The sequence below is a fragment of the Escherichia sp. TC-EC600-tetX4 genome, from assembly GCF_019356055.1.
Taxonomy (GTDB): Bacteria; Pseudomonadota; Gammaproteobacteria; order Enterobacterales; family Enterobacteriaceae.
The window spans coordinates 2119844-2145389 of record NZ_CP079924.1 but is presented as its reverse complement, the minus strand read 5'-3'; the positions used below and the strand labels follow the sequence as shown (position 1 = coordinate 2145389).

Sequence of the window (25546 nt, the reverse complement as noted above, 5' to 3'; positions counted from 1 at the left end):
TTATTCCGCGTCCGGCTCTTCAGACTTGTATTTAGCGGCAGTTTCTTTGATCAGCTGCTGCAGTTCGCCACGCTGATACATTTCGATCACGATATCACAACCGCCGACCAGCTCGCCGTCAACCCACAGTTGCGGGAAGGTCGGCCAGTTAGCATATTTCGGCAGTTCCGCACGAATGTCCGGATTCTGCAGAATATCAACATAGGCAAAACGTTCGCCACATGCGGCAAGCGCCTGGACTGCCTGGGCAGAGAAACCGCAGCTCGGCAGTTTCGGTGAACCTTTCATGTACAGCAGGATCGGGTTTTCAGCAATCTGGCGTTGGATTTTTTCGATAGTGGTGCTCATTGTCTTGCTTCCTCAAACTTCTTTACGGCAGTAATCTGACATTGTAGCGGGTCAGTGCGGCATCGGAAAATAACATTTTCATCACGCTTTTGCTATTTTATCCCTTTGCTCTATTTGTTGCATTTCAAATATTCGTTTCTTCTCTGATGCCGGCAAACTGGCGTATTTATAACCATTTTTAGCTTTCACTGCTGCATTTTTTTGCGCTCGCCAACGAAACGTATTTTTTAACAATAAAAGCTATTAACTTTCTCTTCTTCTATGCATTAGAATCATCAAGTTTTGTAAATCAGACGCAGGCATGATAGACCTGCCTTTACAGAGGGACGCTCAGTGGCGCGGATAAACCGTATTTCGATCACGCTCTGTGCTTTACTTTTTACCACCCTGCCTTTAACGCCTATGGCCCATGCTTCAAAGCAAGCCAGGGAGAGTTCTGCTACCACTCATATCACCAAAAAAGCAGATAAAAAGAAAAGCACGGCAACCACCAAAAAGACCCAGAAAACAGCGAAAAAAGCCGCCAGTAAAAGTACGACCAAAAGCAAAACCGCTTCTTCCGTTAAAAAATCTTCCATTACCGCTTCTAAAAACGCCAAAACTCGCAGCAAACACGCCGTCAATAAAACGGCCTCAGCCAGCTTTACCGAAAAGTGTACCAAACGTAAGGGCTATAAATCGCATTGTGTGAAAGTCAAAAATGCCGCGTCAGGAACTCTTGCCGACGCGCACAAAGCGAAGGTGCAAAAAGCTACGAAAGTGGCAATGAATAAACTGATGCAGCAAATTGGTAAGCCATATCGTTGGGGTGGCAGCTCACCGCGTACCGGTTTTGATTGCAGCGGCCTGGTTTATTACGCTTATAAAGATTTGGTGAAAATTCGTATTCCGCGTACGGCGAATGAAATGTATCACCTGCGTGATGCAGCGCCAATCGAACGTAGTGAACTGAAAAACGGCGACCTGGTCTTTTTCCGTACTCAGGGACGCGGCACAGCCGATCATGTCGGCGTGTATGTCGGCAACGGCAAATTTATTCAGTCACCGCGCACAGGTCAGGAAATTCAAATCACTTCTCTCAGTGAAGACTACTGGCAGCGCCACTATGTTGGCGCTCGTCGGGTAATGACCCCAAAAACACTTCGCTAAAACTTTACCCTGTTGTTACGGCAACAGGGTAAGTTCATCTTTTGTCTCACCTTTTAATTTGCTACCCTATCCATACGCACAATAAGGCTATTGTACGTATGCAAATTAATAATAAAGGAGAGTAGCAATGTCATTCGAATTACCTGCACTACCATATGCTAAAGATGCTCTGGCACCGCACATTTCTGCGGAAACCATCGAGTATCACTACGGCAAGCACCATCAGACTTATGTCACTAACCTGAACAACCTGATTAAAGGTACCGCGTTTGAAGGTAAATCACTGGAAGAGATTATTCGCAGCTCTGAAGGTGGCGTATTCAACAACGCAGCTCAGGTCTGGAACCATACTTTCTACTGGAACTGCCTGGCACCGAACGCCGGTGGCGAACCGACTGGAAAAGTCGCTGAAGCTATCGCCGCATCTTTTGGCAGCTTTGCCGATTTCAAAGCGCAGTTTACTGATGCAGCGATCAAAAACTTTGGTTCTGGCTGGACCTGGCTGGTGAAAAACAGCGATGGCAAACTGGCTATCGTTTCAACCTCTAACGCGGGTACTCCGCTGACCACCGATGCGACTCCGCTGCTGACCGTTGATGTCTGGGAACACGCTTATTACATCGACTATCGCAATGCACGTCCTGGCTATCTGGAGCACTTCTGGGCGCTGGTGAACTGGGAATTCGTAGCGAAAAATCTCGCTGCATAATAACTGATGGCAAATGCAGCATTGCCTGAAGCGCTACGCTTATCAGGCCTACGCGGATCATCGATGTAGGTCGGATAAGGCACTCGCCGCATCCGGCAAGATAAATCGCACGTTGTCAGCAACTGTAACGCAGAAGGTTATCCTTCTGCGTTTTTGTTTAATTAGCTGTTAGCAACGCAAACTGTTTCAGGTTGTTTTCTGGCTGACATAAACACCAGCAATAATGCCAGTCCCGCGACAATCGCTCCCATCACCGGCACAAAGCTGTATCCCAGCCCAGCGGAAATTACCGCACCACCAGCAGCTGCTCCCAGCGCATTTCCAAGATTAAAGGCACCAATATTGACTGATGAAGACAGACCTGGCGCTTCACTGGCGACACGCATCACGCGCATCTGTAACGGCGGTACGACCGCAAAGGTTGCTGCGCCCCACACCACCATGCTAATAGCTGCGCCGAACTCATTGCGGGCCAGGAACGGGATTGCCAGCATAATCACCATCAACAACAACAAAAAGCCTTTCAACGTGCCGTTAACTGAACGATCTGCCAGTTTGCCGCCGAGATAGTTACCGATAGAGAATCCGACACCAATCAGCACCAGCATTGCCGTGACGAACACCGGTGTTGCGTGGGTAATACTTTGCAGTACCGGAGAGATATAGGTGTAGAGAGTAAACATTGCACCAGCTCCCAGTACCGTCGTCAGCAATGCAGACAGCACCTGCGGACGCATTAATACCGCCAGCTCTTTTTTCACTTCAGGTCGTGCCCCTGCACCACCTTTAGGTAATGAGAAGAACAGACTTACCATTGAAATCACTCCCAGCCCCGCCGTTGCCAGAAATGACATCCGCCAGCCGATGGTTTCACCCAACCAGGTCGCCGCCGGCACGCCACCGATATTTGCCAGGGTTAACCCCATAAACATAGTGGCAACTGCGCTGGCCTGTTTATGTTTTGGCACCACGCTTGCGGCCACGACTGAACCCAAACCAAAAAATGCTCCGTGATTCAGGCTGGTCAAAATGCGTGAAAGCATCAGGGTCATATAATCCGGCGCGATGGCGGAAAGTACGTTGCCGAGCGTGAAAATTGCCATCAGGAAAATCAACGCACTGCGGCGGGCACGATGAGAAAGTAGAAGCGTCATCAGCGGCGCGCCAACCATTACGCCAACTGCATAGGCACTGATTAACATTCCGGCAGCGGGAATCGAGACATCCACACCGCGCGCAATGACGGGCAACAAGCCCATTGGCGAGAACTCCGTTGTCCCGATACCAAACGCGCCAATCGCCAGCGCCAGCAACGGATAGTTAATTTTCATGCCTTATCTCCACCTCTTCGCGTCATTACGCGATATTCATTAAAGTGGCGAAAGCATGACAGCAATCACAAAAAAATGAAAATAACAAAAAGAGAAAACACTTTTGCCATTTTGCTAACAAACAGGAAGGAGATGCGAGGGAGAACGCGCTCCCTCGAGAGGAAATCAGTGCAGCGCGGCAGTCAAACCCACGGCTACGATCAAACCGAGGACGATAATCGTTGTTACCAGTGAAAATTTAAGGTCGGTGCTCATCAAGTTTTCTCCTTTTTTATTACCACACAAAAAGTGATATTACGCATTTTTACACACTGTGATGAAAAAATCTCCCGTCATTTATAATGATAAGTGTTTTTACCACTTCCCCTTTTCGTCAAGATCGGCCAAAATTCCACGCTTACACTATTTGCGTACTGGCCATTGACCCCTTCCTGACGCTCCGTGTCGTTTTTCCGGCGTACCGCAACACTTTTGTTGTGCGTAAGGTGTGTAAAGGCAAACGTTTACCTTGCGATTTTGCAGGAGCTGAAGTTAGGGTCTGGAGTGAAATGGAATGGCAACAATAAAAGATGTAGCGAAACGAGCAAACGTTTCCACTACAACTGTGTCACACGTGATCAACAAAACACGTTTCGTCGCTGAAGAAACGCGCAACGCCGTGTGGGCAGCGATTAAAGAATTACACTACTCCCCTAGCGCGGTGGCGCGTAGCCTGAAGGTTAACCACACCAAGTCTATCGGTTTGCTGGCGACCAGCAGCGAAGCGGCCTATTTTGCCGAGATCATTGAAGCAGTTGAAAAAAATTGCTTCCAGAAAGGTTACACCCTGATTCTGGGCAATGCGTGGAACAATCTTGAGAAACAGCGGGCTTATCTGTCGATGATGGCGCAAAAACGCGTCGATGGTCTGCTGGTGATGTGTTCTGAGTACCCAGAGCCGTTGCTGGCGATGCTGGAAGAGTATCGCCATATCCCAATGGTGGTCATGGACTGGGGTGAAGCAAAAGCTGACTTCACCGATGCGGTCATTGATAACGCGTTCGAAGGCGGCTACATGGCCGGGCGTTATCTGATTGAACGCGGTCACCGCGAAATCGGCGTCATCCCCGGCCCGCTGGAACGTAACACCGGCGCAGGCCGCCTTGCCGGTTTTATGAAGGCGATGGAAGAAGCGATGATCAAGGTGCCGGAAAGCTGGATTGTGCAGGGTGACTTTGAACCTGAATCCGGTTATCGCGCCATGCAGCAAATCCTGTCGCAGCCGCATCGCCCTACTGCCGTCTTCTGTGGTGGCGATATCATGGCAATGGGCGCACTTTGTGCTGCTGATGAAATGGGCCTGCGCGTCCCGCAGGATGTTTCGCTGATCGGTTATGATAACGTGCGCAACGCGCGCTATTTTACGCCGGCGCTGACCACGATCCATCAGCCAAAAGATTCGCTGGGTGAAACAGCGTTCAACATGCTGTTGGATCGTATCGTCAACAAACGTGAAGAACCGCAGTCTATTGAAGTGCATCCGCGCTTGATTGAACGCCGCTCCGTGGCTGACGGCCCGTTCCGCGACTATCGTCGTTAATCACCCGTTGCGGGAGTCTCTTCCGGCTCCCGCAGCCACTCCTTATTCAGCGTCTCACTATCGCCGAGATACTCAAGCAACCAGGTTAACGCAGGCGACATATCATTTTGCTGCCATGTCAGACAACATGCCGAATCCGGAAAGGGGTTTTCCAGTTCTAATGCTACCCACTTCCCCTCATTAAGCCACGGTTTGGCGAAATGTGTTGGCACCATCCCTATGCATAATCCTGCCGAGATACAGGTTGCCGATGATTCCCAGTCAGGCACGACAACTCTTTTTTGGTTATCCAGCAACCAGGTAATACGTTTAGGTAGCGTTCGCGAGGTGTCTTCGCGCACCAACGACGGCCAGTTGCGCAACGTATCATCGCTGAACGGGCCATCCATCAACGCCAGCGGGTGGTGACTGGCAACAACGCAACTCCAGCTTAGCATCCCCATATCCCGGAAGGCATAACGACCGCCTACCGGAATCGCGCGTGTTGCGCCAATCGCCAGTTCCACGCGCCCGTCGGAAAGCGCATCCCAGACACCGTTGAACACTTCCTGAAAGACAAGAAGTTCGACATCATCAAAATGGCGATAAAAATCAACGATCATCTGCCGTGTACGTTCTGGCCTGACAATATTATCCACTGCGATAGCTAACTGACCGCGCCAGCCGTTCGCTATCTGCTGACATTGCTGGCGGGTGATCTGCATTTTTTTGACAACAGAGCGCCCTTCTTTGAGAAACCACGCTCCAGCAGCGGTCAGCTCCACATCACGGTGCCGTCGTTCAAAGAGCGGCACCGCCAGCCACTCTTCCAGCTGACGCACGGTATAGCTGACCGCAGAAGGAACGCGATGCAGCTCCTGTGCCGCAGCGCTAAAACTACCATTACGCGCTACCGCATCAACAACTTCGAGTGAATATTCTGACCACATAGTCTGCCTGCAAAATTTTTGAAACCAGTCATCAAATATTACCGTTTCACAACACTAATTTCACTCCCTACACTTTGCGGCGGTGTTTAATTGAGAGATTTAGAGAATATACATGCAACCTGGGAAAAGATTTTTAGTCTGGCTGGCGGGTTTGAGCGTACTCGGTTTTCTGGCAACCGATATGTATCTGCCTGCTTTCGCCGCCATACAGGCCGACCTGCAAACGCCTGCGTCTGCTGTCAGTGCCAGCCTTAGTCTGTTCCTTGCCGGTTTTGCCGCAGCCCAGCTTCTGTGGGGGCCGCTCTCCGACCGTTATGGTCGTAAACCGGTATTATTAATCGGCCTGACAATTTTTGCGTTAGGTAGTCTGGGGATGCTGTGGGTAGAAAACGCCGCTACGCTGCTGGTATTGCGTTTTGTACAGGCTGTGGGTGTCTGCGCCGCGGCGGTTATCTGGCAAGCATTAGTGACAGATTATTATCCTTCACAGAAAGTTAACCGTATTTTTGCGGCCATCATGCCGCTGGTGGGTCTATCTCCGGCACTGGCTCCTCTGTTAGGAAGCTGGCTGCTGGTCCATTTTTCCTGGCAGGCGATTTTCGCCACCCTGTTTGCCATTACCGTGGTGCTGATTCTGCCTATTTTCTGGCTCAAACCCACGACGAAGGCCCGTAACAATAGTCAGGATGGTCTGACCTTTACCGACCTGCTACGTTCTAAAACCTATCGCGGCAACGTGCTGATATACGCAGCCTGTTCAGCCAGTTTTTTTGCATGGCTGACCGGTTCACCGTTCATCCTTAGTGAAATGGGCTACAGCCCGGCAGTTATTGGTTTAAGTTATGTCCCGCAAACTATCGCGTTTCTGATTGGTGGTTATGGCTGTCGCGCCGCGCTGCAGAAATGGCAAGGCAAGCAGTTATTACCGTGGTTGCTGGTGCTGTTTGCTGTCAGCGTCATTGCGACCTGGGCTGCGGGCTTCATTAGCCATGTGTCGCTGGTCGAAATCCTGATCCCATTCTGTGTGATGGCGATTGCCAATGGCGCGATCTACCCTATTGTTGTCGCCCAGGCGCTGCGTCCCTTCCCACACGCAACTGGTCGCGCCGCAGCGTTGCAGAACACTCTTCAACTGGGTCTGTGCTTCCTCGCAAGTCTGGTAGTTTCCTGGCTGATCAGTATCAGCACGCCATTGCTCACCACCACCAGCGTGATGTTATCAACAGTAGTGCTGGTCGCGCTGGGTTACATGATGCAACGTTGTGAAGAAGTTGGCTGCCAGAATCATGGCAATGCCGAAGTCGCTCATAGCGAATCACACTGATCTATATCGATATACTTATACTTAGGCTGCTAACAAAATTTTGTTGTATGATTGAAATTAGCGGCCTATACTAATTTCGAGTTGTTAAAGCTACGATAAATATTATGTTTTTACGGGGACAGGATCGTTCCCGACTCACTATGGATAGTCATTTCGGCAAGGGTTCCTCCTTTCCCTCTGTTCTACGTCGGATTATAGACTCGCGGTTTTTTCTGCGAGATTTCTCACAAAGCCCAAAAAGCGTCTACGCTGTTTTAAGGTTCTGATCACCGACCAGTGATGGAGAAACTATGAGTTCATCGTGTATAGAAGAAGTCAGTGTACCGGATGACAACTGGTACCGTATCGCCAACGAATTACTTAGCCGTGCCGGTATAGCCATTAACGGTTCTGCCCCGGCGGATATTCGTGTGAAAAACCCCGATTTTTTTAAACGCGTTCTGCAAGAAGGCTCTTTGGGGTTAGGCGAAAGTTATATGGATGGCTGGTGGGAATGTGACCGACTGGATATGTTTTTTAGCAAAGTCTTACGCGCAGGTCTCGAGAACCAACTCCCCCATCATTTCAAAGACACGCTGCGTATTGCCGGCGCTCGTCTCTTCAATCTGCAGAGTAAAAAACGTGCCTGGATAGTCGGCAAAGAGCATTACGATTTGGGTAATGACTTGTTCAGCCGCATGCTTGATCCCTTCATGCAATATTCCTGCGCTTACTGGAAAGATGCCGATAATCTGGAATCTGCCCAGCAGGCGAAGCTCAAAATGATTTGTGAAAAATTGCAGTTAAAACCAGGGATGCGCGTACTGGATATTGGCTGCGGCTGGGGCGGACTGGCACACTACATGGCATCTAATTATGACGTAAGCGTGGTGGGCGTCACCATTTCTGCCGAACAGCAAAAAATGGCTCAGGAACGCTGTGAAGGCCTGGATGTCACCATTTTGCTGCAAGATTATCGTGACCTGAACGACCAGTTTGATCGTATTGTTTCTGTGGGGATGTTCGAGCACGTCGGACCGAAAAATTACGATACCTATTTTGCGGTGGTGGATCGTAATTTGAAACCGGAAGGCATATTCCTGCTCCATACTATCGGTTCGAAAAAAACCGATCTGAATGTTGATCCCTGGATTAATAAATATATTTTTCCGAACGGTTGCCTGCCCTCTGTACGCCAGATTGCTCAGTCCAGCGAACCCCACTTTGTGATGGAAGACTGGCATAACTTCGGTGCTGATTACGATACTACGTTGATGGCGTGGTATGAACGATTCCTCGCCGCATGGCCAGAAATTGCGGATAACTATAGTGAACGCTTTAAACGAATGTTTACCTATTATCTGAATGCCTGTGCAGGTGCTTTCCGCGCCCGTGATATTCAGCTCTGGCAGGTCGTGTTCTCACGCGGTGTTGAAAACGGCCTTCGAGTGGCTCGCTAAAGGCTATTCTATCGCCCCCTCTCCGGGGGCGATTTCAGATCAGGCTTCTGTGCCTGGTTGATTCATGGCATTTTCTCGTGCCGCCAGCACACGTTCTACCGTATCTACCACTGCCTGAGTTTGTGGATCGATTTCAATGTTGACGCGTGCGCCAAGTTTTTTCTTCCCAAGAGTCGTGCGTTCCAGTGTTTCCGGAATTAAATGGACGCAAAAACGCGTTGGCGTGACTTCGCCGACGGTCAGGCTAATACCGTCGATGCCAATAAATCCTTTGTACAGAATATATTTCATCAACTGACTATCCTGGACTTTAAACCAGATCTGGCGATTATTTTCTGAGGTTAATATTTTCGCCACTTCAGCAGTGGTCATAATATGACCTGACATTAAGTGTCCGCCAATTTCATCACTGAATTTCGCCGCACGCTCAACGTTTACCCAATCCCCCACTTTTAAATCGCCAAGATTGGTAATGCGTAACGTTTCTTTCATCAGGTCAAAACTGACATGGTTGCCGTTAATTTCCGTCACGGTCAGGCAGCAACCGTTATGCGCCACGGAAGCACCGGTTTCCAGGCCGTCCAGCATGTGGTCGGGTAACTCCACCACATGCGTACGAAAATTTGGTTTCTCGTCAATCGACACCAGTTTTGCGGTGCCCTGTACAATCCCCGTAAACATACTTACAACTCCTGAAATCAGTTAAGACATTCTGTTCAGCACAATAGCAGGTGGAAAACGCCCTTACCAGTGAAGGGGTAAGAATGGCTATTTTTTCACTGGAGAATTAATAAATCCTCGCTACAATAGACTGAATTTCCCCTGCTTCTTCTTTTTGCTGCCCATTCAGGCGGCTTTTTAGTCTCTCATATAACTACAAATAAAAGGTGTTCACGTGCAGAAGTATATCAGTGAAGCGCGTCTGTTATTAGCATTAGCAATCCCGGTGATTCTCGCGCAAATCGCCCAAACTGCGATGGGTTTTGTCGATACCGTGATGGCGGGCGGCTATAGTGCCACCGACATGGCGGCGGTCGCTATCGGTACTTCTATCTGGCTTCCGGCGATCCTCTTTGGTCACGGACTGCTGCTGGCATTAACGCCGGTTATCGCGCAATTAAATGGTTCCGGTCGACGTGAGCGCATTGCGCATCAGGTGCGACAAGGTTTCTGGCTGGCAGGTTTTGTTTCCGTTCTCATTATGCTGGTGCTGTGGAATGCAGGTTACATTATCCGCTCCATGGAAAACATCGATCCGGCTCTGGCGGACAAAGCCGTGGGTTATCTGCGTGCGTTGTTGTGGGGCGCGCCGGGATATCTGTTCTTCCAGGTTGCCCGTAACCAGTGTGAAGGTCTGGCAAAAACCAAGCCGGGTATGGTAATGGGCTTTATCGGCCTGCTGGTGAACATCCCGGTGAACTATATCTTTATTTATGGTCATTTCGGTATGCCTGAGCTCGGTGGCGTTGGTTGTGGCGTGGCTACTGCGGCGGTGTATTGGGTCATGTTCCTTGCCATGGTTTCTTACATTAAACGCGCCCGCTCCATGCGCGATATTCGTAACGAAAAAGGCACCGCAAAACCCGATCCTGCGGTTATGAAACGACTGATTCAACTCGGTTTGCCGATTGCGCTGGCACTGTTCTTTGAAGTGACACTGTTTGCCGTCGTGGCTCTGTTAGTGTCTCCGCTCGGTATTGTTGATGTCGCAGGACACCAGATTGCCCTGAACTTTAGTTCACTAATGTTCGTGCTTCCAATGTCGCTGGCGGCAGCGGTAACTATCCGCGTAGGTTATCGTCTGGGTCAGGGCTCAACGCTGGATGCGCAAACCGCTGCGCGGACCGGGCTTATGGTGGGTGTCTGTATGGCAACCCTGACGGCCATTTTCACGGTTTCACTGCGGGAGCAAATCGCCCTGTTGTACAACGACAATCCCGAGGTTGTAACGCTGGCTGCGCATTTGATGTTGCTGGCGGCGGTATATCAGATTTCTGACTCAATCCAGGTGATTGGCAGTGGGATTTTGCGTGGTTATAAAGATACGCGTTCCATTTTCTATATTACCTTTACGGCTTACTGGGTGCTGGGCTTGCCAAGCGGCTATATTCTGGCACTGACCGATCTGGTCGTTGAACCTATGGGGCCAGCAGGCTTCTGGATAGGCTTTATTATTGGCCTGACGTCGGCAGCCATTATGATGATGTTGCGTATGCGGTTCCTGCAACGTCTGCCGTCAGCCATCATTCTGCAACGAGCATCCCGCTAATAAAGACAAGGCGCAACCTTCACGGGTTGCGCCTGTATTTTTACGCAGGCTGGAGCGTTGCGCCAATCCCGTCTTCGTCTGGCTGTAATTTCAGAGCGTTACACAGAGTTTGCCGACTGGCATCTGTTATCTCAACGTGTATATCCCCGGTAACTTCCCCTTTCACATTGATGAAGTCAGGTGAAATTTCTTTTGCACTGGTTTGCAGGCAAATCGCTCCCTCTCCGCGCAGGCGTTTCACTTTCAGTTGCACATGCGTTGCCGCATCAGTGATCAGCCACAGTTTTCCACCATTCAGATTGATGTTACCAACAATGAAAGTGACACTGTCACCTTTTACCGTACTGCCGTCTAGAATCAACACACCGCCCTGCTGTACAGTAATCGTTGATTGTTGCAGCTCTGCGCCATAACCAATAATCATTGAAGCGCCGTCCAGTAATGCAACACTCCCGGTCAGTTCAACCGGTGCGCGATCTTCCTCTACGACAAAATTTTCGTCCGCGCTGGTGGGTGACAACAGGATCACTGTCCCACCTTGTATTACCGCGTTTTCCAGCGTACCGGCATGCACTTCAGCCCGACCACCCACATTCACGGACAGGTTTTGCGTCTTACCGGAACTGTAGAGCTGAAGGCCATCCGTCCCCAGACGATAAATGGATCCATTCTCAACAATAGTGTCAGAGTCTTCACCACCGAGATTATTCATGGTGCCACCAGCAAGCAACGTATCACTGGCTTTCCCGGCCAGCATAAAAACGCCGCCCTGATTAATCTCACAATTGCTGGCTTCCCCACCTGGATACACCAACAATTCACCACCTTCATCTACCACGACCGCTGAGGTTGTCCCATTAACCAACAGGCCGCCCTCTTGATCGAGAATGATTTTTTCCGCGCGATGTCCTTCCAGTACACGCAGGTTACCGCCATTTTCCAGCAACAAACCGCAGGCATAACCTTTATCAACGCTGAATTCACCTTCGGGATGGCGGCCATTAACCGTAGCGAGCGTAGAGAGACTAATTGCGCCTCCCTCGGACTGAACAATATCTGTGGCAATGGCACCATCGCTGACCGATAGCGTGCCATTGTTACCGTACTGTGTGCATTTGGCGATCCCACCGGTTGCCACTTTCAACCAGCCAGCCCCCGTGACCACGGTATTTTCGGCTCTTCCGCCAGCTTCAACAATCAACTCGCCTTCAGTAAGTTGCGTCGCGCCAATGACCTCGCCGGTCTTAACAATTTGCACGTTCCCGTCGCTCATCAAGTTTTTCGCATCAGATCCCATGATTTATTCCTTTGCTGCATCTGTGTGCCTTTATTGCTACCTAAGTGTAAAGGCTACGGAGGATTTATCCACGACAGATTTGAGATGGTGGAAAACAACTCTGTTTAAACTCTGATACACGAATTATTGGGTTGTATCAGATGTAAATGCGATCCTGAATAAAAATCACCCTTGCAAATCAACAAAATATAGCCAATTTGCTTAAAAGCTCTGCAAACGGTCGAAATAGCGCAGAAAATTACGTTTTGCCTCTTGCCACCTTCCCACTCTGCCGCTAATATTCGTCCCCGTTGTCACCTACAACGTTGCGTTCATAGCTCAGTTGGTTAGAGCACCACCTTGACATGGTGGGGGTCGTTGGTTCGAGTCCAATTGAACGCACCATCCTGCGTCCGTAGCTCAGTTGGTTAGAGCACCACCTTGACATGGTGGGGGTCGGTGGTTCGAGTCCACTCGGACGCACCAGATTTTCTTAATCTGGTCTTCTCCTTTTTCCCTCTGTTTCTTCTCTGTATCCAATACGTTAAAAGATTTACACTGTCTTCGTATGCGTTATCAGAAGGAGAATCGCTATGGCAACTTTGTTACAACTTCATTTTGCTTTTAATGGCCCATTTGGCGACGCAATGGCTGAGCAGCTTAAACCACTTGCTGAGTCGATTAATCAGGAACCTGGTTTTCTGTGGAAGGTATGGACAGAAAGTGAAAAGAACCACGAAGCCGGTGGGATCTACCTTTTCACTGATGAAAAAAGCGCCCTTGCCTATCTGGAAAAACATACTGCCCGACTGAAAAATCTTGGCGTTGAGGAAGTTGTCGCCAAAGTTTTCGATGTCAATGAGCCACTTAGTCAAATCAATCAGGCAAAACTCGCCTGACAGAATTTAATCAAGGGCGGTTAGCGCCCTTTTCATCCCTGTCTGAAATTTCTCAAATTCTAAAAATCTCAACCAAACTTATCTGATAACACTAAATTCGAAAGAATGCGTACAGGTAAGTAACAATGAAAAAAATTGCTATTGTGGGTGCCGGGCCTACGGGGATCTACACCTTATTCTCGCTTCTACAGCAACAAACTCCACTTTCTATTTCTATCTTCGAGCAGGCTGACGAGGCCGGTGTCGGGATGCCATACAGTGATGAGGAAAACTCAAAAATGATGCTGGCAAATATTGCCAGTATTGAAATACCGCCGATTTATTGTACGTATCTCGAATGGCTACAAAAGCAAGAAGACAGCCATCTCCAGCGTTATGGCGTTAAAAAAGAAACCTTGCACGATCGTCAGTTTTTACCGCGAATTCTGCTGGGCGAATATTTCCGCGATCAATTTTTACGACTAGTAGACCAGGCACGACAGCAAAAATTTGCAGTGGCTGTTTATGAATCATGCCAGGTTACCGATCTGCAAATTACAAATGCTGGCGTCATGCTCGCTACAAATCAGGATTTACCCAGCGAGACGTTTGATTTAGCGGTGATCGCCACGGGTCACGTCTGGCCTGATGAAGAAGAAGCAACCCGAACGTATTTTCCCAGCCCGTGGTCAGGCCTGATGGAAGCAAAGGTCGATGCGTGTAACGTGGGTATTATGGGAACATCCTTGAGCGGACTGGATGCGGCAATGGCAGTGGCTATTCAGCATGGTTCGTTCATTGAAGATGATAAACAACACGTCGTTTTTCACCGCGATAACGCAAGTGAAAAGCTAAATATCACGTTGTTGTCGCGCACGGGTATTTTACCCGAAGCCGATTTCTATTGCCCTATTCCCTACGAGCCCTTACACATCGTCACCGATCAGGCATTAAATGCTGAGATTCAAAAAGGCGAAGAGGGCCTTTTGGATCGGGTATTTAGATTGATAGTAGAGGAAATCAAGTTTGCTGATCCAGACTGGAGTCAACGCATAGCCTTAGAGAGCCTGAATGTCGATTCCTTTGCTCAAGCCTGGTTTGCCGAGCGCAAACAACGCGACCCATTTGACTGGGCAGAAAAAAATCTCCAGGAAGTCGAACGCAATAAACGAGAAAAACATACTGTTCCCTGGCGTTATGTCATTCTGCGCCTGCATGAAGCCGTACAGGAAATTGTTCCACATCTGAATGAACACGACCATAAACGGTTCAGTAAAGGCCTTGCCCGGGTTTTCATCGATAATTATGCGGCAATCCCTTCAGAGTCTATTCGTCGCCTACTTGCCTTACGTGAAGCGGGAATCATTCATATTCTCGCCCTCGGTGAAGACTACAAAATGGAAATTAATGAGTCGCGCACCGTCCTGAAAACGGAAGACAACAGCTACTCGTTTGACGTTTTTATTGATGCCCGCGGACAACGTCCGCTTAAAGTGAAAGATATCCCTTTCCCTGGGCTACGCGAGCAATTACAGAAAACAGGGGATGAAATCCCTGATGTTGGCGAAGATTATACGTTACAGCAACCCGAAGATATTCGTGGGCGCGTAGCGTTCGGCGCGTTGCCCTGGTTGATGCACGACCAGCCTTTCGTTCAGGGACTTACGGCATGTGCAGAAATTGGTGAGGCGATGGCTCGGGCGGTCGTAAAGCCTGCATCCCGTGCTCGTCGGCGTCTTTCGTTTGATTAAAGGTAAAGCTATCAGCACTCAACAAACTGATGCTGTTCATTAAGACGATAGCGGACTCCGGCTCGAATATTGTTTTCACCTTCAATGGCGACGGCGAAGCGAACTCTTTCGCCGTCATGATATGCCAGTGCGGCGCTTCCTCCTGGCCCGAGAATAATTGAGTCGACCACGCCCGTGCTCACTACCGTTGAATTTTCACCGCTGGCAATGATGTGTACATTGTCGCCGCTGTTGGCAATTCTGGCGTTTGCGCCAAAGCTGGCGATTTGCACCAGGTCACCATTACTGGCGACATGACACCGTTCACCCAATGTACAAACGCGTACTCGCATTCCGGTATTCGCAATCCGACTGCTATCTCCAGCGCTGCTTATCCGCGAAGAATTACCGGTTACAGCAACCCGTGCGCGTTCACCGGAGCTGCCAATGTGACTGTTAAAGCCGACACTTCCAATCCGCACGCTATAACCCATACTGGCAATTTGCGCGGCATACCCAGCGGTTGCGATTCTGGCGTTATCCTCACAACAGCCGATGCGAGCATGATCGTCGCTGCGGGCAAACTGACTGCAAAATGGTCTCTCTCCGGGGTCTGTGGCCAGTTTTTGCATAGAGGAAACTTCCTGATGCGCGAAGTTTTCATCCGCCAGCCATTTTTTCCACGCATACTCAACCAGACTCTCCGCCCAGTCCGTATATCCTTCCTCAATCAGTGCATGATGAATATCGGCATAACTACCGCCGCGTGGGAAATGGCGCAGGAACCAGCGATACATCACCGCTCCGATACGCCATTCTCGCAGGTCTGCTTGTGTAATGATCATTCGTTAGTGCCGGTGATAGCCATCGACCATGCTTTTAAAGGTTTCGTGTGGCGTACGCCCCGTGGTGCAAAGATAAAGATGACCGAAGATAAAAAAGAGGCTTATAAATGCCAGAGCAAAATGTGTCTGCAATAACCAGTATCTTACGCCAGGAAACACATCTCCCACGGCTTGCGGATAGAGACACAGCAGCCCCGTCAATAGTAACAACGGCAGCAATCCATACATGACACCAACATAGGCGACCTGCTGTAAGGGATTAAATTTAGACTGGGTTGTTGCCGGGAAAGGATGTTCTTCCCCCTGCATAATGCCAAACAAATAAAATCGCGTTTGTTTTGCCGCTCGTTCCAGCCACCCCTGACGACGAATGCGATAGTGGTGACCATTATCCCCAACGGCATTGATCAGCACAAAGCCGAGCCAGCATGCCAGTAACAAAAATCCGCAAACTTCATGCACCGCAACCAGACTTTTAACCGCAGTTGCGCCCACCATCGCAAAGTGATTTATCAGCCCACTGGCCAGCAACAATACAAAGAGTAACGCATTCGACCAGTGCCATAATCTGACCGCTTTGCTGTAAAGATAAATCTTCTCACCATGATCGGTGGCTGATTTCTTCACGCCACGAGCACGAAGCAAGGCATGCAGCCCCAGCACCAACCACATCCCAACCAGCAATACTCCGGCAATGATCAACCACACCGGCCAAAATTCGGGAGTGAACTGTGGCACATAGTTCGCTAACTGGCTCTGAAACTGTTCAGCATGTTGCGACGGGTTCATACATTTTCCTTTTTAATCAAATGTTGACCGAACCGGCGATACAGATGCGGTTTCCCGGCACCAGGTAGCTGATATTGATAGTATTTATTTTGCTGCAACCACGCCTGAATTTCTGGGCTATCTTCGCGACCAAAGATCAATGCGTGTTCCGGGCAGGCGCTGACGCAAATGGGCGGAAAGCCTTTTGCCAGTCGGGACTCAGCGCAGAAATCACATTTATCTGCCACTTTAGTGACAGGGTTAAGGTAGCGAACCTGGTACGGACAAGCGCCAATGCAATAACTGCAGCCGATGCACTGCGATTTTTCTACCCGCACGATCCCCTGCTCATCACGCCACGACGCCCCCGTCGGGCAAACGTCGATGCACGGAGCATCTTCGCAGTGCTGACATGACTGGCGAAAAAAGTGATACTGCGTTTCGTTGTCGTTATCGGTGACTGGAATGTGTGCTATCGATAAACGGCTTCCCTGAGCGGGGACGTGGTTAGTTTTACGGCATGCGCGGGCGCAAATATTACAGCCATTGCACCGTGACTCGTCATGAATCATGGCATACCGAACTTCCTTTTCTTGCCTCGTGTTCGCTAACAGAGAAGACGCAGAACCAGTAAAAAAGATTACTGTTCCCATCCCCAGAACAAATTTGCGTCGAGTGAAGGACATCTGATTATCCCCTAATGCAGTGGCTGCAACTGTCCACCCTATCCATGACATCTCCCTGAAATTTCAGGGGTTCTGAAACTGCTCTACCTCGAACCATTCGCATAAGCCATAAGCCTTGCCATAGGTCATAAATCGCTCGCTAAACAAGTACAACACCGCCGTCGATGACTCCACCTGCCGTATATCGGCATATTCAGGTGCAACATCCATCGCGGCGATCGCGGCTTCAATCTGCGCTTCCTGGAAGTAATATGGCGCTTGCATCAGCATGGCGACTTTGTAAGGACGAGGATACGTCTGGCACTCAAAACGAACGGCGTGTGCAATGGCGCGACAAATGTCCTGCTCCACAACTTGCAAAGACATCGCCGCGTAGTTTTCACTCATGGCCTGCGTTGAGTAATAGTAATCATCCTTGCTTCCCGTCAAACAAGCGATATCCGCGTAGTCTCCGTTCTGCTTAATGCTTTCCAGCAAAACTGACAGTTCCTCTTCTGCAACCAAATAGGGTGGCGAGAGAAACACGGCGCGCGCCACCAGCTGCCCAGCCGCAGAATGCTGGCGAATGAACTCAGCCAGGATTTCAGCAGGTTCTGGTTCGGTTACCGTATCAACGGGGTGACGCATCCCCTGCAACCATTGCCGCTTCGCCTCGTCAACTTCGCTGACTTTCGCTAACGGCAATTCATCCTGATGGTTCATCTTACCCATTCCTTACGCAGGCAGTAGATTGTGTGCTGCCAGATCGGCGGCAATATCTTCCAGCCCCAGACGCTGCAATGTTTCGCGGGTTGGACAACCAAGCTGTGGGTCCCAGCCCATTTCTTTGTAGAACATCGTGAGCGAAGCATGCATATCGTCACGATCCATTTTGTCAGTACCTTCAGTAAAGACCGGGATCTGCGGATCCTTGTCGAATACCCAGGAACAGATAAGATCGTGTTCATTACGCATATCTTTGGTTTGCATCAGTTTTACCGTGTAGGCACGATGCAACGTAAAAATACGCTCTGCAGCTAAATCTAATTTTTCCTGAGTCATCTCTTCGCCGGTGATCGCTTTGAAGAATTTGGCTTCAAGCGCCAGATCGCCCCGGTAATTACGGCTTTTCAGCGGCGAAACGGTCATTGGCCAGACCCAGTTGCACAGGGTGACGGCGTTATGCAAACAGACCCGCAACAGCGACCACTTTGCATATTTAATTTTTGCGTCATTGATTGGCGTGTAGTTTTTGGTTTCATCGTAAGCATCTTCAGAACCAAAAAGTTCTTTCGCCACTTCACGTTGCAGTTTCAATGGCAAGCCGGAACCAATAAAGTTGATATGGGTATGCGTCATGCAGTCACGGTTGAACATACAGTTAACAATGGAACCGACCTGCGCTGACGCTTCATTGGCATGGTGAACCGGATAGCCAAACGGCGACCAGAGTTTATTTTTCGCGTAGCCCCAGTACTCTTCACCCAAATTCCAGCGTTCTGCGATGGCATATGAACCATCAGCCAGGTGACTCAGCTCACCCACACGATGCGCCAGACGGTAGTAAAAATCTTTAATGAAGTTAACGTCACCCGCTTCCAGTTGATCCCAGCGAATTTCTGCATACTCTTCAGCTGGCAGAACACGCTTGAACACACCTTTGCTGTAACAATAAGTAAAGTCGCGATGCAACTGCCCGTAGTTACACCATAGGCCGTAGTCATCGAACAAATTCAGACCCACCAGGTTACCAATCACACGACCATCGTCTTTATCTTCAAAATCTTTCGGCCCGTTCGGGAAGATGGTGGTATGGACAAAGTTTGCTACACAAGTGTTACCACCTGTGCTGGGCACGCCAAACTCTTTCACCCGAGGAATATTCATTTGGGTCATACAACGGATCGGGCAAGAGTGGCAGCCGCTCATTTTTACTGTGTATTTCTCTGCCGCCGGTCCTAAGTCAAAAACGGATTTATAGGTACGAAAGCCGACCGTATTCTGATTGCCTGGCGGAATTTCACCCGTTTCAATCGGACCACCTTCAGCCGCGCCCCAAAACAGCCCTTTACGTGCTGTCCAGCGTGACTTGGGATCTGAATACTCTGCCCACGATTGTGGCGTACTTGGCACGACATGGTTGTTATTCGCACCAATAAGTTCAGTCATCATGTAATCATTGAGACGCTTCATCTCCTGACGATCGGCAATGTTGACCCCTTTCGTCCCTTCAACCGCAATCGCTTTCAGGTTTTTCGAACCCATTATTGCGCCAGTTCCCGCACCGCCGCTGTGGTTACGGCTATTCAACATGCCAGAGAGAGGAACAAGGTTTTCCCCAGCCTGACCAATAGCCGCCACACAGGTTTCCGGACTGGTCAATCGACAAATTTCTTCCGTCGTTGCGCGCGTCCCTTTTCCCCATAAGAAATCGGCTTTTTCCAGGCTAACTTTGTCATCTTTAATCTTCAGCCATACCGGTGATTTCGCCTTCCCTTCGATAATAATGACGTCGTATCCAGCGAATTTCATTTGCGCTGCAAAAAAGCCACCCATATGGGCATCGACGACTAAATTTCCTTTGGTAAAAGTAGAAAGTGAGGTGATATTTACGCGAGAACTACAGGGGGCACCAGATCCAGTTAATGGGCCGGTAGCAAAGACTAATTTATTCGCTTCATCGAAAGGTTTCGTGCCTGGCGGTACTTCGTCATACATAATTTTGTAGCCGAAGCCCATGCCACCGACAAAACTTTTAAACTTACTGGAATCTTCGAGGGTAATATTTCCTGTCGTGAGATTGACTCTTAATATATTACCTGTCCAACCGTTAGCCATGATTTTTTCCTTTGCAAGATTCACACAGTAATATCTTTCCACTCGATAATTTTTAACGCCCCTGTTGGGCAGGCGTTTGCGCATTCACCGCATAACACACATTTCGAGGATTTTTTACTTTCGGTATTTACGGTGGCCATCATCCACGGGCATGCCGTAGTACAGGCGCTACAGCCAATACAGCGTTTATGATCGACGGTAATACAGCCTTCTTTCTGCTGCCAGGTAATCGCACCAATCGGGCAGACGTTCATGCATTGCGGCTCTTTGCATTGACGGCAGGTGTCCGCGGTATAGTTGAGATCGCCATACAGGCCGCCGCCAGAGCCAACCCCGTTGTCGCCAAAGAAATAATTGCGATGGATTTTGATACGGGAGAAGAATGTCCCTACTGAGCCATCGTTGAAGTTGGTACAAGAGATTTCACAGCGGTGGCAACCCGTGCATCGCGCTCGCTGGGTCACCAGCACCCCTTTGGGGGTATTTATCAACCCTACTGTGCCGCTATCAATATCTTCCTGTTTGCAACCCAAAAGTGACAGTAACGCAGGGGCAATTGTTAGACCAGCAAGGCCTTTTCCTGATATACGCAAGAATTCTAATCGCGTTAAGCCAATATCTAATAGTGGACGATCAACCGGGTTCATTTATTTCGCATCCTCTTCGCAAACACAGTGCTGACAATTCAGCAGCCTGATATTAAGCATTCAACTAATACGCTGCTGACTCTGTCCCCAACACCAGATATTTTCCCTAACCCGATAGTGTATGAGAAAAGATTAACGCCGATAAACTAATCCTTTATGGTTAGGAGAAAAAATAATGTGATTATTCTGAGCCCTTAACATTGATCGTTATCAATTAAAATTACAAAGCAAGAAATTATAAGTGAACTGATATTTATTATCATTTGAAATAAATTTAACTTAAGCGACAATTATTTGTGACTTTCATTGCAGAAAATAAAAATAACATTATCGCTATAAATTAAAATACATACCGAAATTCGTATAATTTCAGCAGTTGTTATTTAGAATGATTAACTGGACCGCAACTGAAGCAAGAATATCAGGATGAAGCTTACCGCCTCATCCTGAATGGTCATTTTACCAGTGCGTTAATGACGGTTTCCATCGCCTGCTTTTCCAGCTCACTGCGCTGAATGCGTTTATTGGCTAATGCTGTACGTAATACGCCTGCGATAACAATATGCTTTGGTTCCTGCCCCAGATCGCGCATTTCCAGCACAACTTTACCGACAACTCTGCACATTTCTCGGTACAGTTCATCCTCTTTTGTCCGATTTCCCATTCTTTATACCTATTTATCATGCCAACTATCAGCATATATCAATCTAACCAATTAAACAAAAATCAAACAAAATCAGACAAATAACGCGATAAATTATTTTAACTGTAGCAATTGAGCGATGATATATTTATACACCGGATGAACTTTCACTTATCCTCACACTGACAACTTCGGCACCAGACGTTGCGCAAACAGTGAAGTTTTTGCGTAACCTTTTCCCTGGAACGTTAAATCTTTGATAACAATTTATTGTCTAACAAGTTGTATATTTTTTGAAACGCTGTTTTTGTTTTCCTTTTGGATTAATTTCAGCGTATAATGCGCGCCAATTGACTCTTGAATGGTTTCAGCACTTTGGACTGTAGAACTCAACGACTCAAAAACAGGCACTCACGTTGGGCTGAGACACAAGCACACATTCCTCTGCACGCTTTTTCGATGTCACCTATCCTTAGAGCGAGGCACCACCACTTTCGTAATACCGGATTCGCTTTCCGGCAGTGCGCCCAGAAAGCAAGTTTCTCCCATCCTTCTCAACTTAAAGACTAAGACTGTCATGAAAAAGACCAAAATTGTTTGCACCATCGGACCGAAAACCGAATCTGAAGAGATGTTAGCTAAAATGCTGGACGCTGGCATGAACGTTATGCGTCTGAACTTCTCTCATGGTGACTATGCAGAACACGGTCAGCGCATTCAGAATCTGCGCAACGTGATGAGCAAAACTGGTAAAACCGCCGCTATCCTGCTTGATACCAAAGGTCCGGAAATCCGCACCATGAAACTGGAAGGCGGTAACGACGTTTCTCTGAAAGCTGGTCAGACCTTTACTTTCACCACTGATAAATCTGTTATCGGCAACAGCGAAATGGTTGCGGTAACGTATGAAGGTTTCACTACTGACCTGTCTGTTGGCAACACCGTACTGGTTGACGATGGTCTGATCGGTATGGAAGTTACCGCCATTGAAGGTAACAAAGTTATCTGTAAAGTGCTGAACAACGGTGACCTGGGCGAAAACAAAGGTGTGAACCTGCCTGGCGTTTCCATTGCTCTGCCAGCACTGGCTGAAAAAGACAAACAGGACCTGATCTTTGGTTGCGAACAAGGCGTAGACTTTGTTGCTGCTTCCTTTATTCGTAAGCGTTCTGACGTTATCGAAATCCGTGAGCACCTGAAAGCGCACGGCGGCGAAAACATCCACATCATCTCCAAAATCGAAAACCAGGAAGGCCTCAACAACTTCGACGAAATCCTCGAAGCCTCTGACGGCATCATGGTTGCGCGTGGCGACCTGGGTGTAGAAATCCCGGTAGAAGAAGTTATCTTCGCCCAGAAGATGATGATCGAAAAATGTATCCGTGCACGTAAAGTCGTTATCACTGCGACCCAGATGCTGGATTCCATGATCAAAAACCCACGCCCGACTCGCGCAGAAGCCGGTGACGTTGCAAACGCCATCCTCGACGGTACTGACGCAGTGATGCTGTCTGGTGAATCCGCAAAAGGTAAATACCCGCTGGAAGCGGTTTCTATCATGGCGACCATCTGCGAACGTACCGACCGCGTGATGAACAGCCGTCTCGAGTTCAACAATGACAACCGTAAACTGCGCATTACCGAAGCGGTATGCCGTGGTGCCGTTGAAACTGCTGAAAAACTGGATGCTCCGCTGATCGTGGTTGCTACTCAGGGCGGTAAATCTGCTCGCGCAGTACGTAAATACTTCCCGGATGCCACCATCCTGGCACTGACCACCAACGAAAAAACGGCTCATCAGTTGGTACTGAGCAAAGGCGTTGTGCCGCAGCTTGTTAAAGAGATCACTTCTACTGATGATTTCTACCGTCTGGGTAAAGAACTGGCTCTGCAGAGCGGTCTGGCACACAAAGGTGACGTTGTAGTTATGGTTTCTGGTGCACTGGTACCGAGCGGCACTACTAACACCGCATCTGTTCACGTCCTGTAATATTGCTTTTGTGAATTAATTTGTATATCGAAGCGCCCTGATGGGCGCTTTTTTTATTTAATCGATAACCAGAAGCAATAAAAAATCAAATCGGATTTCACTATATAATCTCACTTTATCTAAGATGAATCCGATGGAAGCATCCTGTTTTCTCTCAATTTTTTTATCTAAAACCCAGCGTTCGATGCTTCTTTGAGCGAACGATCAAAAATAAGTGCCTTCCCATCAAAAAAATATTCTCAACATAAAAAACTTTGTGTAATACTTGTAACGCTACATGGAGATTAACTCAATCTAGAGGGTATTAATAATGAAAGCTACTAAACTGGTACTGGGCGCGGTAATCCTGGGTTCTACTCTGCTGGCAGGTTGCTCCAGCAACGCTAAAATCGATCAGCTGTCTTCTGACGTTCAGACTCTGAACGCTAAAGTTGACCAGCTGAGCAACGACGTGAACGCAATGCGTTCCGACGTTCAGGCTGCTAAAGATGACGCAGCTCGTGCTAACCAGCGTCTGGACAACATGGCTACTAAATACCGCAAGTAATAGTACCTGTGAAGTGAAAAATGGCGCACATTGTGCGCCATTTTTTTTGTCTGCCGTTTACCGCTACTGCGTCACGCGTAACATATTCCCTTGCTCTGGTTCACCATTCTGCGCTGACTCTACTGAAGGCGCATTGCTGGCTGCGGGAGTTGCTCCACTGCTCACCGAAACCGGATACCCTGCCCGACGATACAACGCTTTATCGACTAACTTCTGATCTACAGCCTTATTGTCTTTAAATTGCGTAAAGCCTGCTGGCAGTGTGTATGGCATTGTCTGAACGTTCTGCTGTTCTTCTGCCGATAGTGGTCGATGTACTTCAACATAACGCATCCCGTTAGGCTCCACGGAATATTTCACCGGTTCGTTGATCACTTTCACCGGCGTTCCCGTCCGCACGCTGGAGAACAAGGCTTTAATATCCGGTGCATTCATGCGAATACACCCTGAACTGACGCGCAAACCGACGCTGTCCGGCGCACTGGTACCATGAATGAGGTATTCGCCATTACCATGCGCGAGGCGCAGTGCGTAACGTCCTAGCGGGTTATTTGGTCCGGCAGGAACGACTGGCGGTAATTTAATGCCACGCTCCAGCGAACGCTGACGAATGCCTGCCGTAGGCGTCCAGGTTGGGTTAGGGATTTTCTGCCCAACACGCGTTTCCATCACCGGCGTTTCCAGCCCCTGCAATCCAATACCTATTGGATAAACCTGCACAATATTTTCTCCCGGCGGATAATAATAAAGGCGCAGCTCTGCAAGGTTAACGATAATCCCCTGACGCGGTGCATCAGGTAATAACAGTTGTGAAGGAATAGTTATCGTCGTACCAGGTTTTGGCACCGGGGCGATAGTGTTATTGGCTTCAAGGATCAACATTGCCGCAGTATCAAAACGTCGGGCAATAGCCTGAAGGTTTTTATCCCCTTCTTGCACCGTATACGTTTGATTTTGCCCAACCAGTCGGCTTCCGGTTGGTGGTAGCGGATAATCAACCGCCCAGGCAGCCTGGATGGCGCTAAAAGCGCCGATAAGCGTGAGTGTAAGCAAAGACGCGCGTTTCATTGTAAACCTCCTGTATTTGCCGGAGACTCACGCTGAAACGTCGGATGGCGCTTATGTTCACCTGAAACCAAAACACTCCTGTGCAGGTCAGTGTAAACATTGACCATCCGGCAATGTGAGCCAACCGGATGAAAGCTGTCCTTTTAGTTTAGCTAAGTGCAGCGGCTTTGGCGCGAATTGCGCGAATCATCGCTTCCAGACCTTGTGAACGAGATGGGGTGAGATGTTGGGTGAGCGCCATTTTTTCAAACCACGGACGCACATCGAAATTGACAATATCCTGCGGCGTCATCTGATCGTAGAGAATAAAGACGACCGCAATAAGCCCTTTCACAATCGCCGCATCGCTGTCGCCCTGTAATTCAATAATTCCCTGGGCATTCTGGCGCATGACAATCCACACCTGACTCTGACAGCCCTGAATGCTATTTTGTGGACTTCTGTCTTCGTCGCGTAATTCTGGCAGACGCTGGCCCAGCTCAATAATGTAGAGATATTTCTCTTCCCAGTTGGCGCAGCGTAAAAAATTACGCAGCAACTTTTCTTTATCCGGCAATAAAGCCATAGTGCCTCC

26 protein-coding genes and 2 tRNA genes are annotated in these 25546 nt (G+C 48.9%); 13 read left to right on the top strand and 15 right to left on the bottom strand.

Translation table 11 applies throughout. From position 1 onward, the window contains the following. The gene (grxD, locus tag KXD89_RS10315) at window positions 1-348 is read right to left on the bottom strand and encodes a monothiol glutaredoxin 4 (protein WP_000108172.1); all 348 of its coding nucleotides are present in this window, start codon (window positions 346-348) and stop codon (window positions 1-3) included. Window positions 349-681: 333 nt separating this feature from the next. Here grxD and mepH point away from each other — a divergent pair, with 333 nt between their 5' ends. Together mepH and sodB are read left to right on the top strand one after the other, a co-directional pair. Then, on the top strand, window positions 682-1497 hold the full coding sequence (mepH, locus tag KXD89_RS10310; protein WP_000101193.1) for a peptidoglycan DD-endopeptidase MepH: 816 nt from the start codon (window positions 682-684) through the stop codon (window positions 1495-1497). A gap of 127 nt (window positions 1498-1624) precedes the next feature. After that, window positions 1625-2206, top strand: a complete 582-nt coding sequence (gene sodB / locus KXD89_RS10305) for a superoxide dismutase [Fe] (protein WP_000007283.1) — start codon at window positions 1625-1627, stop codon at window positions 2204-2206. A gap of 161 nt (window positions 2207-2367) precedes the next feature. Here the strand turns inward: sodB and KXD89_RS10300 are convergent, their stop codons facing one another. Then, window positions 2368-3537 (bottom strand): MFS transporter, encoded by a 1170-nt coding sequence (locus KXD89_RS10300; protein WP_000701040.1) that lies wholly within the window; start codon window positions 3535-3537, stop codon window positions 2368-2370. A gap of 165 nt (window positions 3538-3702) precedes the next feature. Continuing rightward, a complete protein-coding gene (cydH, locus tag KXD89_RS10295) occupies window positions 3703-3792 on the bottom strand; it encodes a cytochrome bd-I accessory subunit CydH (protein ID WP_000102278.1) in 90 nt (29 codons plus the stop codon). 298 nt (window positions 3793-4090) lie between these two features. On the opposite strand from cydH, the gene purR reads away from it, so the two are divergent. After that, window positions 4091-5116, top strand: a complete 1026-nt coding sequence (purR, locus tag KXD89_RS10290) for an HTH-type transcriptional repressor PurR (protein ID WP_000190982.1) — start codon at window positions 4091-4093, stop codon at window positions 5114-5116. On the opposite strand, the gene punR is transcribed toward purR, so the two are convergent. Beyond that, window positions 5113-6045, bottom strand: a complete 933-nt coding sequence (gene punR / locus KXD89_RS10285; RefSeq protein WP_000269501.1) for a DNA-binding transcriptional activator PunR — start codon at window positions 6043-6045, stop codon at window positions 5113-5115. The genes purR and punR overlap by 4 nt on opposite strands. Window positions 6046-6157: 112 nt before the next feature. Here punR and punC point away from each other — a divergent pair, with 112 nt between their 5' ends. Beyond that, window positions 6158-7369 (top strand): purine nucleoside transporter PunC, encoded by a 1212-nt coding sequence (gene punC, locus KXD89_RS10280; protein ID WP_001182347.1) that lies wholly within the window; start codon window positions 6158-6160, stop codon window positions 7367-7369. Between the two features lie 290 nt (window positions 7370-7659). After that, window positions 7660-8808: a cyclopropane fatty acyl phospholipid synthase gene (gene cfa / locus KXD89_RS10275; RefSeq protein WP_000098896.1), complete on the top strand. Its 1149-nt coding sequence runs from the start codon at window positions 7660-7662 to the stop codon at window positions 8806-8808. A gap of 39 nt (window positions 8809-8847) precedes the next feature. Here the strand turns inward: cfa and ribE are convergent, their stop codons facing one another. After that, complete coding sequence (gene ribE, locus KXD89_RS10270) at window positions 8848-9489, bottom strand: riboflavin synthase (protein WP_000493947.1); 642 nt, start codon at window positions 9487-9489, stop codon at window positions 8848-8850. A 214-nt stretch (window positions 9490-9703) separates the two neighbouring features. Between ribE and mdtK the strand changes: the two genes are divergently transcribed. After that, on the top strand, window positions 9704-11077 hold the full coding sequence (mdtK, locus tag KXD89_RS10265; RefSeq protein WP_001174940.1) for a multidrug efflux MATE transporter MdtK: 1374 nt from the start codon (window positions 9704-9706) through the stop codon (window positions 11075-11077). Window positions 11078-11117: 40 nt separating this feature from the next. Here mdtK and KXD89_RS10260 read toward each other — a convergent pair whose 3' ends face one another. Continuing rightward, the gene (locus KXD89_RS10260) at window positions 11118-12374 is read right to left on the bottom strand and encodes an AIDA repeat-containing protein (protein ID WP_000534271.1); all 1257 of its coding nucleotides are present in this window, start codon (window positions 12372-12374) and stop codon (window positions 11118-11120) included. 307 nt (window positions 12375-12681) lie between these two features. Between KXD89_RS10260 and KXD89_RS10255 the strand changes: the two genes are divergently transcribed. The 4 genes from KXD89_RS10255 to KXD89_RS10240 all read left to right on the top strand — a co-directional run bounded on the left by KXD89_RS10255 (window position 12682) and on the right by KXD89_RS10240 (window position 14982). Next, window positions 12682-12758 (top strand) — tRNA-Val (locus KXD89_RS10255). A 4-nt stretch (window positions 12759-12762) separates the two neighbouring features. Continuing rightward, window positions 12763-12839 (top strand) — tRNA-Val (locus KXD89_RS10250). Between the two features lie 107 nt (window positions 12840-12946). Beyond that, window positions 12947-13252, top strand: a complete 306-nt coding sequence (locus KXD89_RS10245; protein ID WP_000212657.1) for a monooxygenase — start codon at window positions 12947-12949, stop codon at window positions 13250-13252. Window positions 13253-13377: 125 nt separating this feature from the next. Next, window positions 13378-14982 carry an FAD-NAD(P)-binding protein gene (locus tag KXD89_RS10240; RefSeq protein WP_000716950.1) on the top strand — a complete coding sequence of 535 codons (1605 nt, stop codon included), beginning with the start codon at window positions 13378-13380 and terminating at the stop codon, window positions 14980-14982. 11 nt (window positions 14983-14993) lie between these two features. Here KXD89_RS10240 and ydhT read toward each other — a convergent pair whose 3' ends face one another. The 7 genes from ydhT to fumD all read right to left on the bottom strand — a co-directional run bounded on the left by ydhT (window position 14994) and on the right by fumD (window position 21388). Next, window positions 14994-15806, bottom strand: a complete 813-nt coding sequence (ydhT, locus tag KXD89_RS10235) for a protein YdhT (protein ID WP_000587525.1) — start codon at window positions 15804-15806, stop codon at window positions 14994-14996. A 3-nt stretch (window positions 15807-15809) separates the two neighbouring features. After that, window positions 15810-16595: a thiosulfate reductase cytochrome B subunit gene (phsC, locus tag KXD89_RS10230; RefSeq protein WP_001069979.1), complete on the bottom strand. Its 786-nt coding sequence runs from the start codon at window positions 16593-16595 to the stop codon at window positions 15810-15812. After that, window positions 16592-17260 (bottom strand): 4Fe-4S dicluster domain-containing protein, encoded by a 669-nt coding sequence (locus tag KXD89_RS10225; RefSeq protein WP_001310861.1) that lies wholly within the window; start codon window positions 17258-17260, stop codon window positions 16592-16594. Before KXD89_RS10225 ends, phsC begins: the two co-directional genes overlap by 4 nt. 63 nt (window positions 17261-17323) lie before the next feature. Further along, window positions 17324-17962, bottom strand: a complete 639-nt coding sequence (locus KXD89_RS10220) for a YdhW family putative oxidoreductase system protein (protein ID WP_001301419.1) — start codon at window positions 17960-17962, stop codon at window positions 17324-17326. Between the two features lie 12 nt (window positions 17963-17974). Continuing rightward, window positions 17975-20077, bottom strand: coding sequence for an aldehyde ferredoxin oxidoreductase (locus tag KXD89_RS10215; RefSeq protein ID WP_001273527.1), 2103 nt, complete (start codon window positions 20075-20077; stop codon window positions 17975-17977). 20 nt (window positions 20078-20097) lie between these two features. Further along, window positions 20098-20724 carry a ferredoxin-like protein gene (locus tag KXD89_RS10210; RefSeq protein WP_001070230.1) on the bottom strand — a complete coding sequence of 209 codons (627 nt, stop codon included), beginning with the start codon at window positions 20722-20724 and terminating at the stop codon, window positions 20098-20100. 454 nt (window positions 20725-21178) lie between these two features. Then, window positions 21179-21388 carry a fumarate hydratase FumD gene (gene fumD / locus KXD89_RS10205; protein ID WP_000528342.1) on the bottom strand — a complete coding sequence of 70 codons (210 nt, stop codon included), beginning with the start codon at window positions 21386-21388 and terminating at the stop codon, window positions 21179-21181. A gap of 354 nt (window positions 21389-21742) precedes the next feature. On the opposite strand from fumD, the gene KXD89_RS22300 reads away from it, so the two are divergent. The 3 genes from KXD89_RS22300 to lpp all read left to right on the top strand — a co-directional run bounded on the left by KXD89_RS22300 (window position 21743) and on the right by lpp (window position 23904). Further along, window positions 21743-21937 (top strand): protein YnhH, encoded by a 195-nt coding sequence (locus tag KXD89_RS22300; RefSeq protein WP_240806354.1) that lies wholly within the window; start codon window positions 21743-21745, stop codon window positions 21935-21937. Window positions 21938-21944: 7 nt separating this feature from the next. After that, entirely contained in the window at window positions 21945-23357 is a 1413-nt protein-coding gene (gene pykF, locus KXD89_RS10200; RefSeq protein WP_001295403.1) for a pyruvate kinase PykF, read from the top strand. A 310-nt stretch (window positions 23358-23667) separates the two neighbouring features. Continuing rightward, complete coding sequence (lpp, locus tag KXD89_RS10195) at window positions 23668-23904, top strand: murein lipoprotein Lpp (protein ID WP_000648420.1); 237 nt, start codon at window positions 23668-23670, stop codon at window positions 23902-23904. A gap of 63 nt (window positions 23905-23967) precedes the next feature. On the opposite strand, the gene ldtE is transcribed toward lpp, so the two are convergent. Together ldtE and sufE are read right to left on the bottom strand one after the other, a co-directional pair. Further along, window positions 23968-24972, bottom strand: coding sequence for a L,D-transpeptidase LdtE (gene ldtE / locus KXD89_RS10190; RefSeq protein WP_000817105.1), 1005 nt, complete (start codon window positions 24970-24972; stop codon window positions 23968-23970). 148 nt (window positions 24973-25120) lie between these two features. Further along, window positions 25121-25537, bottom strand: a complete 417-nt coding sequence (sufE, locus tag KXD89_RS10185) for a cysteine desulfuration protein SufE (RefSeq protein WP_001196530.1) — start codon at window positions 25535-25537, stop codon at window positions 25121-25123. Window positions 25538-25546: the final 9 nt, after the last annotated feature.

Excerpts from the sequence above, each read along its gene's own strand:
- KXD89_RS10225 (WP_001310861.1), bottom strand. The coding sequence starts at position 17,260 with ATGTCCTTCACTCGACGCAAATTTGTTCTGGGGATGGGAACAGTAATC.
- sodB (WP_000007283.1), top strand. The coding sequence starts at position 1,625 with ATGTCATTCGAATTACCTGCACTACCATATGCTAAAGATGCTCTGGCA.
- cydH (WP_000102278.1), bottom strand. The coding sequence starts at position 3,792 with ATGAGCACCGACCTTAAATTTTCACTGGTAACAACGATTATCGTCCTC.
- KXD89_RS10260 (WP_000534271.1), bottom strand. The coding sequence starts at position 12,374 with ATGGGATCTGATGCGAAAAACTTGATGAGCGACGGGAACGTGCAAATT.
- KXD89_RS10220 (WP_001301419.1), bottom strand. The coding sequence starts at position 17,962 with ATGAACCATCAGGATGAATTGCCGTTAGCGAAAGTCAGCGAAGTTGAC.
- phsC (WP_001069979.1), bottom strand. The coding sequence starts at position 16,595 with ATGAACCCGTCGCAACATGCTGAACAGTTTCAGAGCCAGTTAGCGAAC.
- KXD89_RS10210 (WP_001070230.1), bottom strand. The coding sequence starts at position 20,724 with ATGAACCCGGTTGATCGTCCACTATTAGATATTGGCTTAACGCGATTA.
- KXD89_RS10245 (WP_000212657.1), top strand. The coding sequence starts at position 12,947 with ATGGCAACTTTGTTACAACTTCATTTTGCTTTTAATGGCCCATTTGGC.
- punR (WP_000269501.1), bottom strand. The coding sequence starts at position 6,045 with ATGTGGTCAGAATATTCACTCGAAGTTGTTGATGCGGTAGCGCGTAAT.
- purR (WP_000190982.1), top strand. The coding sequence starts at position 4,091 with ATGGCAACAATAAAAGATGTAGCGAAACGAGCAAACGTTTCCACTACA.
- fumD (WP_000528342.1), bottom strand. The coding sequence starts at position 21,388 with ATGGGAAATCGGACAAAAGAGGATGAACTGTACCGAGAAATGTGCAGA.
- KXD89_RS10300 (WP_000701040.1), bottom strand. The coding sequence starts at position 3,537 with ATGAAAATTAACTATCCGTTGCTGGCGCTGGCGATTGGCGCGTTTGGT.
- lpp (WP_000648420.1), top strand. The coding sequence starts at position 23,668 with ATGAAAGCTACTAAACTGGTACTGGGCGCGGTAATCCTGGGTTCTACT.
- ydhT (WP_000587525.1), bottom strand. The coding sequence starts at position 15,806 with ATGATCATTACACAAGCAGACCTGCGAGAATGGCGTATCGGAGCGGTG.
- sufE (WP_001196530.1), bottom strand. The coding sequence starts at position 25,537 with ATGGCTTTATTGCCGGATAAAGAAAAGTTGCTGCGTAATTTTTTACGC.
- KXD89_RS10240 (WP_000716950.1), top strand. The coding sequence starts at position 13,378 with ATGAAAAAAATTGCTATTGTGGGTGCCGGGCCTACGGGGATCTACACC.
- ldtE (WP_000817105.1), bottom strand. The coding sequence starts at position 24,972 with ATGAAACGCGCGTCTTTGCTTACACTCACGCTTATCGGCGCTTTTAGC.
- grxD (WP_000108172.1), bottom strand. The coding sequence starts at position 348 with ATGAGCACCACTATCGAAAAAATCCAACGCCAGATTGCTGAAAACCCG.
- ribE (WP_000493947.1), bottom strand. The coding sequence starts at position 9,489 with ATGTTTACGGGGATTGTACAGGGCACCGCAAAACTGGTGTCGATTGAC.
- KXD89_RS10215 (WP_001273527.1), bottom strand. The coding sequence starts at position 20,077 with ATGGCTAACGGTTGGACAGGTAATATATTAAGAGTCAATCTCACGACA.
- punC (WP_001182347.1), top strand. The coding sequence starts at position 6,158 with ATGCAACCTGGGAAAAGATTTTTAGTCTGGCTGGCGGGTTTGAGCGTA.
- cfa (WP_000098896.1), top strand. The coding sequence starts at position 7,660 with ATGAGTTCATCGTGTATAGAAGAAGTCAGTGTACCGGATGACAACTGG.
- pykF (WP_001295403.1), top strand. The coding sequence starts at position 21,945 with ATGAAAAAGACCAAAATTGTTTGCACCATCGGACCGAAAACCGAATCT.